This is a genomic window from Streptomyces sp. NPDC104226 (assembly GCF_055584085.1).
Map to the genome: position 1 here is coordinate 776392 of NZ_JBVJMS010000003.1, position 15102 is coordinate 791493.

Annotated in this window: 15 protein-coding genes and 1 pseudogene; 13 read left to right on the forward strand and 3 right to left on the reverse strand. The window is 72.0% G+C overall.

The genetic code is table 11. The annotated features are described in order from the left end of the window. Positions 1-11: 11 nt before the first annotated feature. Positions 12-1136 (reverse strand): ribosome small subunit-dependent GTPase A, encoded by a 1125-nt coding sequence (gene rsgA / locus ACZ60J_RS13350; protein WP_469681470.1) that lies wholly within the window; start codon positions 1134-1136, stop codon positions 12-14. A gap of 344 nt (positions 1137-1480) precedes the next feature. Between rsgA and ACZ60J_RS13355 the strand changes: the two genes are divergently transcribed. Further along, a complete protein-coding gene (locus ACZ60J_RS13355; protein WP_469681472.1) occupies positions 1481-2302 on the forward strand; it encodes a TetR family transcriptional regulator in 822 nt (273 codons plus the stop codon). A gap of 85 nt (positions 2303-2387) precedes the next feature. Continuing rightward, positions 2388-2789 (forward strand): VOC family protein, encoded by a 402-nt coding sequence (locus tag ACZ60J_RS13360; RefSeq protein ID WP_250744148.1) that lies wholly within the window; start codon positions 2388-2390, stop codon positions 2787-2789. Here ACZ60J_RS13360 and ACZ60J_RS13365 read toward each other — a convergent pair. Further along, a complete protein-coding gene (locus tag ACZ60J_RS13365) occupies positions 2720-3490 on the reverse strand; it encodes a helix-turn-helix domain-containing protein (RefSeq protein WP_469681474.1) in 771 nt (256 codons plus the stop codon). The genes ACZ60J_RS13360 and ACZ60J_RS13365 overlap by 70 nt on opposite strands. 40 nt (positions 3491-3530) lie before the next feature. Then, positions 3531-4655, reverse strand: coding sequence for a YihY/virulence factor BrkB family protein (locus ACZ60J_RS13370; protein WP_469681476.1), 1125 nt, complete (start codon positions 4653-4655; stop codon positions 3531-3533). A 17-nt stretch (positions 4656-4672) separates the two neighbouring features. Here ACZ60J_RS13370 and ACZ60J_RS13375 point away from each other — a divergent pair, with 17 nt between their 5' ends. The 11 genes and pseudogenes from ACZ60J_RS13375 to ACZ60J_RS13425 form a co-directional block, all read left to right on the forward strand. After that, positions 4673-6328: an acyl-CoA dehydrogenase family protein gene (locus ACZ60J_RS13375; protein WP_469681478.1), complete on the forward strand. Its 1656-nt coding sequence runs from the start codon at positions 4673-4675 to the stop codon at positions 6326-6328. A gap of 397 nt (positions 6329-6725) precedes the next feature. After that, positions 6726-7991, forward strand: a complete 1266-nt coding sequence (locus tag ACZ60J_RS13380; protein WP_469681553.1) for a GAF domain-containing protein — start codon at positions 6726-6728, stop codon at positions 7989-7991. Between the two features lie 5 nt (positions 7992-7996). Continuing rightward, positions 7997-8560, forward strand: a complete 564-nt coding sequence (locus ACZ60J_RS13385) for a GNAT family N-acetyltransferase (RefSeq protein ID WP_469681480.1) — start codon at positions 7997-7999, stop codon at positions 8558-8560. A 273-nt stretch (positions 8561-8833) separates the two neighbouring features. Then, complete coding sequence (locus ACZ60J_RS13390; RefSeq protein WP_312847410.1) at positions 8834-8917, forward strand: putative leader peptide; 84 nt, start codon at positions 8834-8836, stop codon at positions 8915-8917. Between the two features lie 208 nt (positions 8918-9125). Then, entirely contained in the window at positions 9126-10835 is a 1710-nt protein-coding gene (locus ACZ60J_RS13395) for a nitrite/sulfite reductase (RefSeq protein ID WP_469681482.1), read from the forward strand. Further along, positions 10832-11011, forward strand: a complete 180-nt coding sequence (locus ACZ60J_RS13400) for a DpnI domain-containing protein (RefSeq protein ID WP_214956597.1) — start codon at positions 10832-10834, stop codon at positions 11009-11011. The genes ACZ60J_RS13395 and ACZ60J_RS13400 overlap by 4 nt, the downstream gene beginning before the upstream one ends. Next, on the forward strand, positions 11008-11721 hold the full coding sequence (locus ACZ60J_RS13405; protein ID WP_469681484.1) for a phosphoadenylyl-sulfate reductase: 714 nt from the start codon (positions 11008-11010) through the stop codon (positions 11719-11721). The genes ACZ60J_RS13400 and ACZ60J_RS13405 overlap by 4 nt, the downstream gene beginning before the upstream one ends. 53 nt (positions 11722-11774) lie before the next feature. Continuing rightward, a complete protein-coding gene (cysC, locus tag ACZ60J_RS13410) occupies positions 11775-12320 on the forward strand; it encodes an adenylyl-sulfate kinase (RefSeq protein ID WP_215148038.1) in 546 nt (181 codons plus the stop codon). Further along, a complete protein-coding gene (cysD, locus tag ACZ60J_RS13415; protein ID WP_469681486.1) occupies positions 12317-13255 on the forward strand; it encodes a sulfate adenylyltransferase subunit CysD in 939 nt (312 codons plus the stop codon). Before cysC ends, cysD begins: the two co-directional genes overlap by 4 nt. 2 nt (positions 13256-13257) lie before the next feature. After that, complete coding sequence (locus ACZ60J_RS13420) at positions 13258-14598, forward strand: sulfate adenylyltransferase subunit 1 (protein ID WP_469681488.1); 1341 nt, start codon at positions 13258-13260, stop codon at positions 14596-14598. A gap of 223 nt (positions 14599-14821) precedes the next feature. Next, positions 14822-15102 (forward strand): annotated as a pseudogene (locus tag ACZ60J_RS13425) (sulfate ABC transporter substrate-binding protein); the annotation flags it as partial.

The window sequence follows — 15102 nt, forward strand, 5'->3', positions numbered from 1 at the left end:
GGCGGTGACCGTCAGGCTCGGCCCGTCCGCTTCGCGGAATAGTTCGCGCGGCCCTCCGCCGAGCGGAGCCGCCAGTCGCGCCTGATCTCCGCCCGGAGCCGCGCGTCGGTCTTCGCGACGATCCGCTGGTTCTCCCGCAGCAGCTTGCGGTAGCTCTCCAGCCGCCGCTCGGACAGCTCCCCGGAGGCCAGTGCGGCCGTCACCGCGCACCCCGGCTCCGCCTCGTGCGCGCAGTCGTGGAAGCGGCAGCGTTCCGCGTACTCCTCGATCTCCGAGAAGACCTGCCCGACGCCCGCCTCCGCGTCGAAGAGCCCGACGCCCCGCAGCCCGGGGGTGTCGATCAGCACGCCACCGCCGGGCAGCGCGAGCAGGTTCCGGGTCGTGGTGGTGTGGCGGCCCTTGCCGTCGACGTCACGCGTCGACTGGACCTCCATCACGTCCTCTCCCAGCAGCGCGTTGGCCAGCGTGGACTTGCCCGCGCCGGAGATCCCGAGGAGCACGCTCGTACCGCCCCCGACCACCGCGGCGAGCACGTCCGTGCCCTCCCCGGTCATCGAGGACACGGTGAGGACCTGGACGCCGGGGGCCGTGGTCTCCACGTCCTCGACGAGGTGGCCGAGGGTGACCGGGTCCGAGACGAGGTCCGCCTTGGTCAGGACCACGAGCGGCTGCGCCCCCGATTCCCAGGCGAGCGCGAGGAACCGCTCGATGCGGCCGAGGTCCAGTTCGACCGCCAGTGACACCGCGATGATCGCGTGGTCGACGTTCGCGGCGAGGATCTGGCCCTCGGACCGCTGGGAGGAGGTGGACCGTACGAAGGCGGTCCGGCGCGGCAGGTACGTCTTCACGTAGCGCGGCGTGCCGTGCGCCTCCACCACCGCCCAGTCGCCGGTGCAGATGACCCGGAGCGGGTCGTGCGGGGTGACGAAAGCGGTGTCGGCGCGGACGATGCCGACCGCCGTCATGACATCGCACTGCCCGCGGTCGACCCGTACGACCCGGCCGGGCAGGAGGCCCTGGTCCGCGTACGGGGCGAACTCGGCCGCCCACGCTTCGTCCCAGCCGTAGGGGGCCAGGGCGGCGGAAGGGGATGCCGAAGAAGAAGCGGAGAAAGGAGAGAAAGCGGAGAGAGACAAGGGAAACCCTTCACAGGGTGGCCCCGGCGGTGCGCGCCGCTACCGGGCGCGAAAGAGAGGTGTGAGGTCAGCCGGAGACCACAGAAGTGACATTGATGGTCTTCTGAGTGCGGGCAACGCCCTGCGCCATGACAGTCATCAATGAACTCACCTCCGGGTCGGCATGCGTGCTGACGAGCGGTCCGCACCGGTCTCGGCGGGAACGACCCCACCGTAACAAGCGCCTCCGGGACCGCGCCACTTCTTTTACGGGGAGCCGGAGGCCGGGTTTCGAACTTACCGACGGTCAGGACCGGCCGAGGAAATCAGTGGTCAAGTCGGTCGGCAAGCCTAAGCTGTTCGCCATGGAGAGCAGCAGAACCGCAGATTCTGAGACGATTTACGAGACGGCTCCCGATACCCGGAGGCGGATCCTGCGGGTCTCCACGGAGCTGTTCGGGGTCCAGGGCTTCCACGAGACCTCGCTGCGGGAGATCGCCGAACGGGTGGGCGTCTCCAAGCCCGCGGTGCTCTACCACTTCCCCGGCAAGGCCGACATCCTCGGCGCCCTCGTGGAGCCGATGCTCCGCGAGCTGGCGCAGGCCCTGGCCCGCGCCGCCGCGGCATCGGGATCGCCCGACGGGTCCGGAACGCCCGACCGGGTGCGGTGGGCCGCCATCGAGGGGGTGCTCGACGTCTGGCTGGCCCACCGCCACCTGCTGCGCCTCAACCTCCAGGACATGGCCCTGGCCACCACCGGCCCGGTCTTCGCCCAGCTGCGCGACTCCGTGCTGCGGGCCAACTTCCTGGTCGCGGGGCCGAATCCCGGGTTCGCGGAGCGGGTCCGGGCGTCCCAGGCCGTCGCCATGCTCTCCGACCCGGTGGTGCTCTTCGCCGACGCCCCCGTCCCGGCCCTGCGCGAGGCCGTCCTGGACGGCGTACGCCGCCTGCTCGACGGCCCAGCCGGCCCGCACGGCCCGCACGCTCCGCAGGGGCCCGCCGACCCCGCGGCCCGGCCCGCGGCGGGGGGCCGGCGCGGGCGGCCCGCCGCCATGAGCCCGGCCATGATCGAAGCCGCCCGCCGGATGCACGCCGCGGGCAGCGGCGGCACGGCGATCGCCGCCGCCCTCGGCGTCTCCCGGGCCACGGTCTACCGACACCTCCCCCAGGAGGAGGACACCGGGTGACCGGCCGCGCCCGGCACGGCGCGCCGCCCCGCCGGTGTCCGATTCGTTCAAGACCGGCCCGGCCGGGCCTGCCTAGGGTGAGTGCATGACTCCCCGACTCGACATGATCGGCATCATCGTCTCCGACATGGCCGCATCGCTCGCCTTCTACCGCCGCCTCGGCATCGACGTGCCCGCCGAAGCCGACTCCCAGCCGCACGTCGAAGCCGTCCTGCCGGGCGGGCAGCGGATCGGCTGGGACACGGAGGAGGTCATCCGCTCCTTCGACCCGTCCTGGACCCGCCCCACGAGCGACGGCCGGGTGGGGCTGGCATTCCTGTGCGACTCCCCCGCAGAGGTGGACTCGCTGTACGCGGAGCTGACGGAGGCCGGGCACACGGGCCACCTGAAGCCCTGGGACGCCTTCTGGGGGCAGCGCTACGCCGTCGTCCTGGACCCGGACGGCTCCGGGATCTCCCTCTTCGCACCGGCCGAGCCGGCCGCGTAGGCCCCCGGCGTGGTCCCGGCCAGGGCGCGCGCCTCGCGGGTGTAGTGGGCCTGGTCGGCGTAACCGGCCGCCGCCGCCACCGCCGCCTGCGGCAGCCCGCGCCGGGTCAGCGCGAGGGCTCGCTGGAGGCGCAGGATCCGGCCCAGGGTCCGGGGCCCGTAGCCGAAGGCGTCGAGGGAGCGGCGGTGCAGCTGCCGCTCCCCCAGGCCGACCGCCCCCGCGACGGCGGCCACGCCCTGCCCGGCCCGCAGCCGGGCCGCGACCTCCGTCACGAGCGGGTCCGGGAGCCCGCCGTCGTCCGTGCGGAGCCGGGCCAGCTCCTCCAGTCCCGCGCGGGGATCCCCGTACGAGGCCACGCGCGCGGTGAGGCGCCGCACCTCGGCGGCGGGCCACAGGTCGGCCAGCTCGACCCGCCGGTCGCGCAGCAGCCGGGCCGGTACGCCGAGCAGCGCGGGCGCCGCCCCGGGGGCGAGCCGGATCCCGGCGAAGCCGGAGCCGGGGACCTCTCCGGCGGGGTGCGGGGCGGTGTCGGGTCCGGCCACCAGGAGCCGGCCGTCCACCCAGAGCAGGTCCATGCACCCGTCGGGCAGCACGATGCCGGAGCCGGCCCCGCCGGCCCGCCAGAGCACCGCTCCGGCAACCGACCGGGACGGCCGTTCCTCGTACCCCGAACCGGGCACCGGGTCCGCGCGGTCCACCACGGACACCACGCTACGGCGGCCGTCAGTGCTTGCGCATCCGTCAGTGCTTGCGCAGCCGGGAGTGGTAGTCCTCCGGCGGCAGGAACTTCGACCAGCGCTCCGGGAACTCCGAGGGCATGCCCGCGTCCTCGTCGCCCTCGTCGTCCTCCGACTCCCCTTCGGCCAGGGCCCGCCAGGCAGCCGCCCGGGCCACGAGCTGGGCGGCCTCCGCCTCGCGGACCCGCTCGTTCGCCTCGCGGGCGGCCGCGGTGGCCACGGAGGGCCAGACCCGGTCGATCGCGGCGTTGACCGCGGCCCCGACGAGGACGGCGAAGGCCGAGATGCCGATCCACAGCAGGATCGCCACGGGGGCGGCCAGCGAGCCGTAGATGGTCGGGCCCTCCACCGTGTTGGTGAGGTAGATCCGCAGCAGGAACGAGCCGAGCACCCACATGGCGAGGGCGACCAGCGCCCCGGGCACGTCCTCGATCCAGGGCGAGCGGACCGGGACGGAGACGTGGTAGAGCGTGGTCAGGAAGGCGATGGAGAGCAGCGTGACGACGGGCCAGTACAGGACCGCGATCACCTCGGTGCTCCAGGGCACCAGCCGCACCACCGCGTCCGGGCCGACCACCATCAGCGGCAGCACGATGGCGCCGATCAGCAGGGCGATCACGTAGAGGACGAAGGCGAGCAGCCGGGTCTTGACGATGCCGCGCTGCCCGTCGAGTCCGTACATGACGGTGATGGTGTCGATGAAGACGTTCACGGCGCGCGAGCCCGACCAGAGGGCGAAGGCGAATCCGAGGGAGATGAGGTCGGGGCGGCCCCGGCCGGTGACGTCGTCGAGCATCGGTTTGGCGATGTCGTTGACGCCCCGGTCGGAAAGGACCGTGCCGACCGCGCGCAGGATGTTCTCCTCGATGCTGGCGACGGTCGTGCCGCCCGACCAGCCGTCCACGTACCCGAGGAGGCCGAGCAGGCCCAGGAAGAGCGGGGGCAGCGAGAGCAGCGTGAAGAACGCCGCCTCGGCGGCGAGTCCGAGGATCCGGTACTCGATGCACGAGTTCACGGTGTCCTTGAGCAGCAGCCACGCCATCTTGCGCTTGGAGACGTTGCGGTAGAGGGCGCGGGCCCGGTGGAGGCGTCCCGGAATCCGCTCGGGTGTTTCTTTCACGTGCTGCACGTCCTTACGGTATCGGCATGGCAGCCACCACCCACACAGTCAGCAATCAGGCCCCGCCGCTCGTGGGCCACGACGTATACGGCAGCGACCGGGTCCTGAGCGAGGGGGTGGAGCGGCATCTCGCGGACGCCGCGCCCGAACTCGCCGCCGAGGTAAGGGAAGAGCTCACGGATCTGGGGCGTGCGGCCGGGTCCCGGCAGGCGCAGGACTGGGGGGCGCAGGCGAACGAGAACCCGCCGAAGCTGCGGACGCACGACCGGTACGGACACCGGATCGACGAGGTGGAGTTCCATCCCTCGTGGCACCGGCTGCTCGGGCACGCCGTGGGCGCCGGGCTCACCGACGCGTGGGGGCGGCCGGCGGGTCATCTGCGGCGGGCGGCCGGGTTCTTCGTGTGGTCGCAGGCGGAGGCGGGGCACGGGTGCCCGGTTTCGATGACGCACGCGGCGGTGCCGGCGCTGCGGACCGATCCGTCGCTCGCGGCCGAATGGGAGCCGCGGCTGACCTCGCACGTGTACGAGGAGGGGCTGCGGCCGGCCGGGCAGAAGGCCGGGGTGCTCTTCGGGATGGGCATGACGGAGAAGCAGGGCGGCAGCGACGTCCGGGCGAACACGACGGCGGCGGTGCCGCTGGACGCCTCGGGCGAGTACCTGCTGACGGGGCACAAGTGGTTCTGCTCGGCGCCGATGTGCGACGGGTTCCTGGTGCTGGCGCAGGCTCCGGGAGGGCTGACCTGCTTCCTGGTGCCGCGGGTGCTGCCGGACGGGACGCGCAACGTCTTCGCGATCCAGCGACTGAAGGACAAGCTGGGCAACCGGTCGAACGCGTCGAGCGAGGTGGAGTTCGACGGGACGTGGGCGCGGCGGGTGGGCGAGGAGGGCCGGGGGGTGCGGACCATCATCGAGATGGTCGCGGCGACCCGGCTGGACTGCGTGATCGGTTCGGCCTCGCTGATGCGGCAGGCGCTGACGCAGGCCGCTCACCATACGGAGCACCGCTCTGCTTTCGGAGCACCGCTCATCGACCAGCCGCTGATGCGCAACGTGCTCGCCGATCTCGCCCTGGAGTCGGAGGCCGCCACCACCCTCACGCTCCGCCTCGCGGCCGCGTACGACGCCGTCCAGAGCTCGGGCAACGAGCAGGAACGCGCCTTCCTGCGCATCGCGGTGCCCGCGGCGAAGTACTGGGTGACCAAGCGCTGTACGCCGATGGTGGCGGAGGCCCTGGAATGCCTGGGCGGAAACGGCTACGTCGAGGAGTCCGGGATGCCCCGGCTGCTGCGCGAGTCCCCGCTGAACTCCATCTGGGAGGGATCGGGCAACGTCCAGGCCCTCGACGTGCTGCGCGCCCTCCAGCGCGAGCCGCAGGCACTGAACGCCTTCCTCCAGGAGGTCGGCCTGGCGCGGGGCGCCGACCACCGGCTGGATTCGGCCATCAAGAACCTGCTGACCGAGCTCGCGGACCTGGAAGGCATCGAGGCGCGGGCCCGGCGGGTCGTGGAGCGGATGGCCTTGGTGCTGCAGGGATCCCTGCTGGTGCGCTGGGCCCCGCCGGAGGTGGCCGACGCCTTCTGCGCCTCGCGTCTGGGCGGTGACTGGGGCGCGGCCTTCGGCACGCTGCCGCACAGTCTGGATCTGGGATCCGTGGTGGAACGGGCCCGGATCGCGGGCTGACGAAGGGCCCCAACCCTCCGGAAGCAGGCGCCTGCGGAGGGCCCCAACCCTCCGGAAGGCACTGTGGTGCGGGATCCGGGCCCGTTGACCAGGTTCAGGGATGGCGCCGCGCCGACTCGGCACCACCCCTGATCCGAGAAGCCCCGAGGAAGGAGCTGTCACGTCGCTCGGCGACGCGCGCACAGTTTCGATCGGGCGACCGGGACTTGGCGAGAGTTGCAAGACGTTGCAACCTTTGACTTGGAACCGCCTTTGGGGGTGTACCGGGCCGCCCCTGCCGGGCGGCGCGCACCGGACGGCCCCGTCGGGCGGGAACCGTCGTACGCATGTTCGGCACGGGGAGGTTCCGGTGGTCCACACCGCAGGCGGCGCGGTCGATGCGGCACGCATCTCGGCCATGGACGCGCGCGAGGCCGCGCGTCTGCTCAAGGGGGTACGGGCGGCCGCGCTCGCCGGGGACCGGCCGCCGGCCGCACCGCGCCCGGAGATCGCCGCGTCCTGGCGCCGGATGATGGCGGGCGGGGTCCACCCGGACCGCGACAGCCGCTCGCGGATGCTGTCGGCCGCCGAGACCGAGGAGCGGCGCCAGACCTCTCCGCTACGGGACCTGCTGCCCGTCCTGCGCGAAGGGCTGCTGCCCACGCTGGACGAGGCCCTGCACATCATGGTCGTCGCCGACGCCGAAGGGCGGCTCCTGTGGCGGGAGGGCCACGCCTCGATCCTGCGCAACGCGGACCGGCTCGGCTTCGGCGTGGGCGCCCACTGGGACGAGGCGGTGGTCGGCACCAACGGGGTCGGCACCGCCCTGGTGGCCCGCAGACCGGTCCAGGTGTTCTCGGCGGAGCACTTCGTCTCCAGCCACCACGACTGGACCTGCGCCGGGGCCCCCGTACGGGACCCCCGCGACGGGCAGCTGCTGGGGGTCCTCGACGTCAGCGGACCCCTGGCCACCATGCACCCGGCGACCCTGACGTGGGTGACCTCGGTGGCCCGGCTCGCGGAACGGGAGCTGCGGGTACGACACCTGGAGTCGCTGGAACGGCTGCGCGCGGTGGCGGCCCCGCTGCTGGCCCGGATGCCGGGACGGGCCCTGGCCCTGGACGCCAACGGGTGGACCGCGGCCGTCACGGGGCTCGCTCCGACGGAGCGGATCCCGCTGCCCAAGGCCTTCGGACCGGGCCGGGTGTGGGTGCCGCAGCTCGGCGACTGCCTGGTGGAGCCGCTGCCCGGCGGCTGGCTGGTGAACGTCACGGAGGCCCGTAGCGGCGCCGGGGCGGCGGCCCGCGTCGTCCTCGACCTCAGCCGGCCGGGGGCGTGGCGCGCCACCGTCTACGGGGCTGCGGGGAGCTGGTCCCAGGAGCTCAGCCCGCGCCACGCGGAGCTGCTGTTCCTGCTGGCGGAGTCGCCCAAGGGGCGGTCGGCGGCGGAGCTCGCACAGGAGCTGTTCGGGGACCCGACCCGCACGGTGACGGTCCGCGCGGAGATCTCCCGGCTCCGCCGCAACCTCGGCGGCGTCCTGGCCCACCGCCCGTACCGCTTCGCACACGACGTGGAGGTGGAGCTGATCCGCCCGGAGAACCCGGCCGCCCTGCTGCCGCACTCCACGGCGCCGGCGGTGATCGGCGCCCGGCTGGGCCATCCGGGGACCGGCGTGGTTCCCTGACGTCCATGAGCACGAGCACACTGACCACCTGGTCCCTGGAAATGACCGCACCGTCCGACCTCGTCGCGGCGGCCGTCCCGGGCCCGGAGATCCGGATCGTCCGGTCGGAGGTCCCCTCCCCCGAATTCAGCCGGTTCCTCTACGCCTCGGTGGGCGGCGACATCCACTGGACGGACCGGCTGTCGCTGACCCGTGCGCAGTGGGTGGAGCAGCTCGACCGTCCGGGCGTGGAGACGTGGGTGGCGTACGACCGGGGCACCCCGGCGGGGTACGTGGAACTCGACCCGCAGCCCGACGGTGTGGTGGAGATCATGTACTTCGGACTGCTCCCCGCATTCCGGGGGCGGCGCATCGGCGGCCACCTGCTGACCGTGGGCGTCGAGCGGGCCTGGTCCCTGGCCGAGCGCTGGCCCGAGCTGGCCCCGACGCAGCGCGTCTGGCTGCACACGTGCAGCGACGACGGCCCGACCGCCATGGCGAACTACCTGCGGCGCGGCTTCAAGGTCTTCAAGGAGGAGACGGAGGAGAGGGTGCCGGCCCCCACTCCCGGCCCCTGGCCCGGCGCGTAGCCCTGCGGGGCAGGTGGACGGCCCTGCAGGGCCGTCCACCACCCACCCTTCCGCCGTTCCCCGGGCTGCGTCCGACCCCCTCCCGGGCTGCGCCCGGAGTCCGCGCCCCGAACGCCGGTGAGGCTCGAGAGTGCGGCTCGGCGGTGTGGCTGCTGGCCCCAAAGGGGCTGGTGAGGTGACGCCCGTCACCGGGATCTTGCGATGCGAGACGAGTTCGTCCGGATTGTGGACAGTAGTGGACTCCTCCAATCGCCCCATGCCACGCTTCCCCCCATGAACGGAGCTGGAATTGCCTTGGTGAGTCGGCGGCACGTCGACCTCGGCCGCATGTCCAGCGCCATCTGTCCGGCGCGCTGACGCACAGCACCGCCGCGACAGCGCCCCGCATCGACGTCGCCGCGGAAGCGAACACCACCGCCCGACCTCGTCACCACCGCAGTCCCCTGTAGGCCTCTCGCCGCCCCAAAAAGGCGGCGAAACAGCCACATCCGCTCCACGCGCGCCAGGGGTCAAGCCGCCGCTCCCCCTGCCCCTGCCTCGAGCCGCCGAAGAAGGACGTACCGCCATGGCCGCCACCCCCGATACGACCGCAGCCGCCGCACCCGCCGCCGCCGCGCGCCGCAAGACCGGCCGTCACCGCGGTGAGGGCCAGTGGGCCGTCGGACACCACACGCCCCTCAACGGCAACGAGCAGTTCAAGAAGGACGACGACGGTCTCAATGTGCGGGCGCGCATCGAGAACATCTACTCCAAGGCGGGCTTCGACTCGATCGACCCCAACGACCTGCGCGGCCGTATGCGCTGGTGGGGGCTCTACACCCAGCGCAAGCCCGGGATCGACGGCGGCAAGACCGCGATCCTGGAGCCGGAGGAGCTGGACGACAAGTACTTCATGCTGCGCGTCCGCATCGACGGCGGCCGGCTCACGACCGAGCAGCTGCGCGTCATCGGCGAGATCTCCGAGGAGTTCGCCCGCGGCACCGCCGACCTCACGGACCGGCAGAACGTGCAGTACCACTGGATCCGCATCGAGGACGTCCCGGAGATCTGGCGCCGTCTGGAGGCCGTCGGCCTCTCGACCACCGAGGCCTGCGGTGACACCCCCCGCGTGATCCTGGGCTCGCCCGTCGCCGGCATCGCGCAGGACGAGATCATCGACGGCACCCCCGCCATCGACGAGATCTATGCCCGCATCGTGGGCAACCCCGACTTCTCGAACCTGCCCCGCAAGTTCAAGTCCGCGATCTCCGGCTCGCCGCTGCTCGACGTGGCGCACGAGATCAACGACATCGCCTTCGTGGGCGTGAACCACCCCGAGCACGGCCCCGGCTTCGACGTCTGGGTCGGCGGCGGTCTCTCCACCAACCCGAAGCTGGGCGTGCGCCTGGGCACCTGGGTCTCGCTCGACGAGGTCCCGGACGTCTACGAGGGCGTCATCTCGATCTTCCGCGACTACGGCTACCGCCGGCTGCGCACCCGCGCCCGCCTGAAGTTCCTCGTCGCCGACTGGGGCCCGGCCAAGTTCCGCCAGGTCCTGGAGGACGAGTACCTGAAGCGCAAGCTGACCGACGGCCCCGCGCCCGAGCAGCCCAGCGGCCAGTGGCGCGACCACGTCGGCGTGCACCAGCAGCAGGACGGCAAGTTCTACGTCGGCTTCGCGCCGCGCGTGGGCCGCGTCGACGGCGCCACCCTGGTCAAGATCGCGGACGTGGCCTCGCAGCACGGCTCCGGACGCCTGCGCACCACCGCCGAGCAGAAGATGATCGTGCTCGACATCGAGGCGGACCAGGTCGACTCGGTCGTCGCGGCCCTGGAGGCGCTCGACCTGCGGGTCAACCCGTCCCCGTTCCGCCGCGGCACGATGGCCTGCACCGGCATCGAGTTCTGCAAGCTGGCGATCGTCGAGACGAAGGCGCGCGGCGCCTCGCTGATCGACGAACTGGAGCGCCGCCTGCCGGAGTTCGCCGAGCCGCTCACCATCAACATCAACGGCTGCCCGAACGCCTGCGCCCGTATCCAGGTGGCGGACATCGGTCTCAAGGGCCAGCTGGTCCTGGACGACGAGGGCAACCAGGTCGAGGGCTACCAGGTCCACCTGGGCGGCGCACTCGGGCTGGAGGCCGGATTCGGCCGCAAGGTCCGCGGGCTCAAGGTCACTTCGGCCGGTCTGCCGGACTACGTCGAGCGGGTCGTCTCGCGCTTCGAGGACCAGCGCGAGGACGGCGAGCGCTTCGCCGCCTGGGTCGGCCGCGCCAAGGACGAGGACCTGTCGTGAGCGAGCGCGCCGCACCGTTCTACTGCCCGTACTGCGGCGACGAGGACCTGTTCCCGAACGAAACAGGCCACGGCGCCTGGGAATGCAGGGCCTGCAATCGAGCCTTCCAGCTGAAGTACCTCGGGCTGCTGGCCCGGGGTGTTCAGTCCAACGACGCTGGAGGGGACGAGATATGACCACGGTTCAAGACGCGCATCTCAGCGCGGACGAGCTGAAGGCGCTGGCCGAGCAGGCGGGCCGCGACCTGGAGGACTCCTCCCCGCTGGAGATCCTCACCTGGGCGGCCGAGACCTTCGGCAAGAAGTTCGCCGTGACCTCCTCCATGGAGGACGCGGTCGTCGCCCACCTCGCCTCCCGCGCCTTCCCCGGCGTGGACGTGGTCTTCCTCGACACCGGCTACCACTTCGAGGAGACCATCGGCACCCGTGACGCGGTCGAGGCCGTGATGGACGTCAACGTCATCACGCTCACCCCGCGCCAGAGCGTCGCCGAGCAGGACGCCGAGTACGGCCCCAAGCTGCACGACCGCGACCCCGACCTGTGCTGCGCGCTGCGCAAGGTCAAGCCCCTGGAAGAGGGCCTGACGGCGTACGACGCATGGGCGACGGGCCTGCGCCGCGACGAGTCCCCGACCCGGGCGAACACCCCGGTGGTCGGCTGGGACGAGAAGCGGCAGAAGGTCAAGGTCTCGCCGATCGCCCGCTGGACCCAGGACGACGTGGACGCGTACGTCCTGGAGCACGGCGTCCTCACCAACCCGCTGCTGATGGACGGTTACGCCTCCGTCGGCTGCGCCCCCTGCACCCGACGGGTGGCGGAGGGCGAGGACGCCCGCGCCGGCCGCTGGGCCGGGCGCGGCAAGACCGAGTGCGGACTGCACGGCTGATGACGGCCACCAGCGCGACCAACGAACGTACCGAACCGACGGAGACGAACCAGATGAGCGTGAGCGACCAGGGCGCCACCGTGTGGCTGACCGGGCTGCCGAGCGCGGGCAAGACCACCATCGCCTACGCGCTGGCCGAGCGGCTGCGCGCCGAGGGCCACCGCGTGGAGGTCCTCGACGGCGACGAGATCCGCGAGTTCCTCTCCGCCGGCCTCGGTTTCAGCCGCGAGGACCGGCACACCAACGTGCAGCGGATCGGCTTCGTCGCCGAACTCCTCGCGTCCAACGGCGTCAAGGCGCTCGTCCCGGTGATCGCGCCGTTCGCGGACAGCCGCGAGGCCGTCCGCAAGCGGCACGCCGCCGAGGGCACGAGCTACCTCGAAGTGCACGTGGCCACTCCGGTGGAGGTGTGCTCCGAGCGTGATGTGAAGGGTCTGTACGCCAAGCAGGCGGCGGGCGAGATCTCCGGTCTGACCGGGGTCGACGACCCGTACGAGGCGCCGGAGTCCCCGGACCTCCGTATCGAGTCGCACACGCAGTCCGTCCAGGAGTCGGCCTCGGCCCTGCACGCACTGCTCACCGAGAGGGGTCTGGCATGACCGCCACCGTCGCACACGTCCACGAAGGGACGGACGCGCCCTACGCGCTGTCGCACCTCGACGCCCTCGAATCGGAGGCCGTGCACATCTTCCGCGAGGTGGCGGGCGAGTTCGAGAAGCCGGTGATCCTCTTCTCGGGCGGCAAGGACTCCATCGTCATGCTGCACCTGGCGCTGAAGGCGTTCGCGCCGGCGCCGGTGCCGTTCACCCTGCTCCACGTGGACACGGGCCACAACTTCCCCGAGGTCCTGGACTACCGGGACCGCGCGGTCGCCAAGCACGGTCTGCGCCTGCACGTGGCCTCCGTCCAGGAGTACATCGACGCCGGCAAGCTCCGCGAGCGTCCCGACGGCGTCCGCAACCCGCTGCAGACCGTCCCCCTGACGGAGGCGATCCAGCAGCTGAAGTTCGACGCCGTCTTCGGCGGCGGCCGCCGCGACGAGGAGAAGGCCCGCGCCAAGGAGCGCGTCTTCTCCCTGCGCGACGAGTTCTCCCAGTGGGACCCGCGCCGCCAGCGCCCCGAGCTGTGGCAGCTCTACAACGGCCGGCACGCGCCGGGCGAGCACGTGCGCGTCTTCCCGCTGTCCAACTGGACCGAGCTGGACGTGTGGCAGTACATCGCCCGCGAGAAGATCGAACTGCCGGAGATCTACTTCGCCCACGAGCGCGAGGTCTTCCAGCGCAACGGCATGTGGCTGACGGCCGGCGAGTGGGGCGGCCCCAAGGAGGGCGAGACCACCGAGACCCGCCTGATCCGCTACCGCACCGTCGGTGACATGTCCTGCACCGGTGCCGTCGACTCCGACGCCACCACGCTGGACGCCGTGATCACCGAAATCGCCGCTTCCCGCCTCACCGAGCGGGGCGCGACCCGCGCCGACGACAAGCTGTCCGAGGCCGCGATGGAAGACCGCAAGCGCGAAGGGTACTTCTAGACATGACCTCCACCACCGAGCAGTTCGCGGACCTGTCCGCGACCACCCTGCTGCGCTTCGCGACCGCGGGCTCCGTCGACGACGGCAAGTCCACCCTGGTCGGCCGCCTCCTGCACGACTCCAAGTCGGTCCTCACCGACCAGCTGGAAGCCGTGGAGCGGGTCTCGGCCAGCCGCGGCCAGGACGTCCCCGACCTGGCGCTGCTCACCGACGGCCTGCGGGCCGAGCGGGAGCAGGGCATCACCATCGACGTGGCCTACCGCTACTTCGCGACCGCCCGGCGCCGGTTCATCCTGGCCGACACCCCCGGGCACGTGCAGTACACCCGGAACATGGTCACCGGTGCCTCCACGGCCGACCTCGCCGTGGTGCTGGTCGACGCCCGCAACGGCGTGATCGAGCAGACCCGCCGGCACGCCGCCGTCGCGGCCCTGCTGCGGGTCCCGCACGTGGTCCTCGCCGTCAACAAGATGGACCTCGCGGGCTACGAGGAGGCCGTCTTCGCAAAGATCGCCGAGGAGTTCACCGCGTACGCCACGGGCCTGGGCGTTCCGGAGATCACCGCGATCCCGATCTCCGCCCTGGCCGGCGACAACGTGGTGGAACCCTCCGCGAACATGGACTGGTACGGCGGCCCCACGGTGCTGGAGCACCTGGAGACCGTCCCGGTCAGCCACGACCTCACCGCCTGCCCGGCGCGCTTCCCGGTGCAGTACGTGATCCGGCCGCAGACCGCCGAGAACCCCGACTACCGGGGCTACGCGGGCCAGATCGCCTCCGGCGTGCTGCGCGTCGGCGAGGCCGTCACCGTCCTGCCGTCGGGCCGCACCTCGGTCATCGAGGGCATCGACGCGCTCGGCGAGAGCGTCGACATCGCGTGGGCCCCGCAGTCGGTGACCCTGCGCCTGAAGGACGACATCGACATCTCGCGCGGCGACCTGATCGCGCCGTCGTCGAACTCCCCCGCCACCACCCAGGACGTCGAGGCGACGGTCTGCCACGTCGCGGACCAGCCCCTCACCGTGGGCGCCCGCGTGCTGATCAAGCACACCACGCGCACGGTGAAGGCGATCGTCAAGGAGATCCCCTCGCGGCTGACCCTGGACGACCTGTCGCAGCACCCGAATCCCGGGCAGCTGGTGGCGAACGACATCGGCCGCGTCGTCGTCCGTACCGCCGAGCCGCTCGCGCTCGACTCGTACGCCGCGTCGCGCCGCACCGGTTCCTTCCTGCTGATCGACCCGGCGGACGGCACCACCCTGGCGGCCGGCATGGTCGGCGAATCCTTCGCCTCCACCGCCGAGACCGCCCCGCAAGCCGATGACGAAGGCTGGGACTTCTGATCATGCTTGCTGATGTGTACTCCACCTTCGCGAAGGAGGGCGGCCGCGTAGGCAGCGGCTCCCTCGGCAGCGGCACGGGAGGTGTGGGGCGATGTGCGTGATGACCGAACGGCCGTCGGCATCACGCCTACGCGCCCCCCACGAGCCGTACCTGCCCTTGCTCAGCAAACGAAGACGTGCGTCGTGACACGACGCTACGAGAGGAAGTCCTCCCGTGCCTGCCATCGGTACCTCTGCTAAGACCCTGCGCCGCAGCATCGTCGCCGCTGCCGCCCTGCCGCTCCTGGTCGGCGGCCTCGCCTCGTGCGGCTACGGCTCGCAGGCGGAGAAGGACGACGCCCCGAAGGCGAACGTCGCCGCCGACGCCAAGAAGCTGTCGGCCTCCGAGGTCCGTATCGGCTACTTCCCCAACCTGACGCACGCCACCGCGCTGGTCGGCCTCCAGGAAGGCCTGATCGCCAAGGAACTCGGCGCCACCACCATCAAGCCGCAGTCCTTCAACGC

Excerpts from the sequence above, each read along its gene's own strand:
- ACZ60J_RS13390 (WP_312847410.1), top strand. The coding sequence starts at position 8,834 with ATGAACGGAGCTGGAATTGCCTTGGTGAGTCGGCGGCACGTCGACCTC.
- cysD (WP_469681486.1), top strand. The coding sequence starts at position 12,317 with ATGACCGCCACCGTCGCACACGTCCACGAAGGGACGGACGCGCCCTAC.
- ACZ60J_RS13375 (WP_469681478.1), top strand. The coding sequence starts at position 4,673 with ATGGCAGCCACCACCCACACAGTCAGCAATCAGGCCCCGCCGCTCGTG.
- ACZ60J_RS13405 (WP_469681484.1), top strand. The coding sequence starts at position 11,008 with ATGACCACGGTTCAAGACGCGCATCTCAGCGCGGACGAGCTGAAGGCG.
- ACZ60J_RS13395 (WP_469681482.1), top strand. The coding sequence starts at position 9,126 with ATGGCCGCCACCCCCGATACGACCGCAGCCGCCGCACCCGCCGCCGCC.
- ACZ60J_RS13360 (WP_250744148.1), top strand. The coding sequence starts at position 2,388 with ATGACTCCCCGACTCGACATGATCGGCATCATCGTCTCCGACATGGCC.
- ACZ60J_RS13380 (WP_469681553.1), top strand. The coding sequence starts at position 6,726 with ATGGACGCGCGCGAGGCCGCGCGTCTGCTCAAGGGGGTACGGGCGGCC.
- cysC (WP_215148038.1), top strand. The coding sequence starts at position 11,775 with ATGAGCGTGAGCGACCAGGGCGCCACCGTGTGGCTGACCGGGCTGCCG.
- ACZ60J_RS13385 (WP_469681480.1), top strand. The coding sequence starts at position 7,997 with ATGAGCACGAGCACACTGACCACCTGGTCCCTGGAAATGACCGCACCG.
- ACZ60J_RS13420 (WP_469681488.1), top strand. The coding sequence starts at position 13,258 with ATGACCTCCACCACCGAGCAGTTCGCGGACCTGTCCGCGACCACCCTG.
- ACZ60J_RS13355 (WP_469681472.1), top strand. The coding sequence starts at position 1,481 with ATGGAGAGCAGCAGAACCGCAGATTCTGAGACGATTTACGAGACGGCT.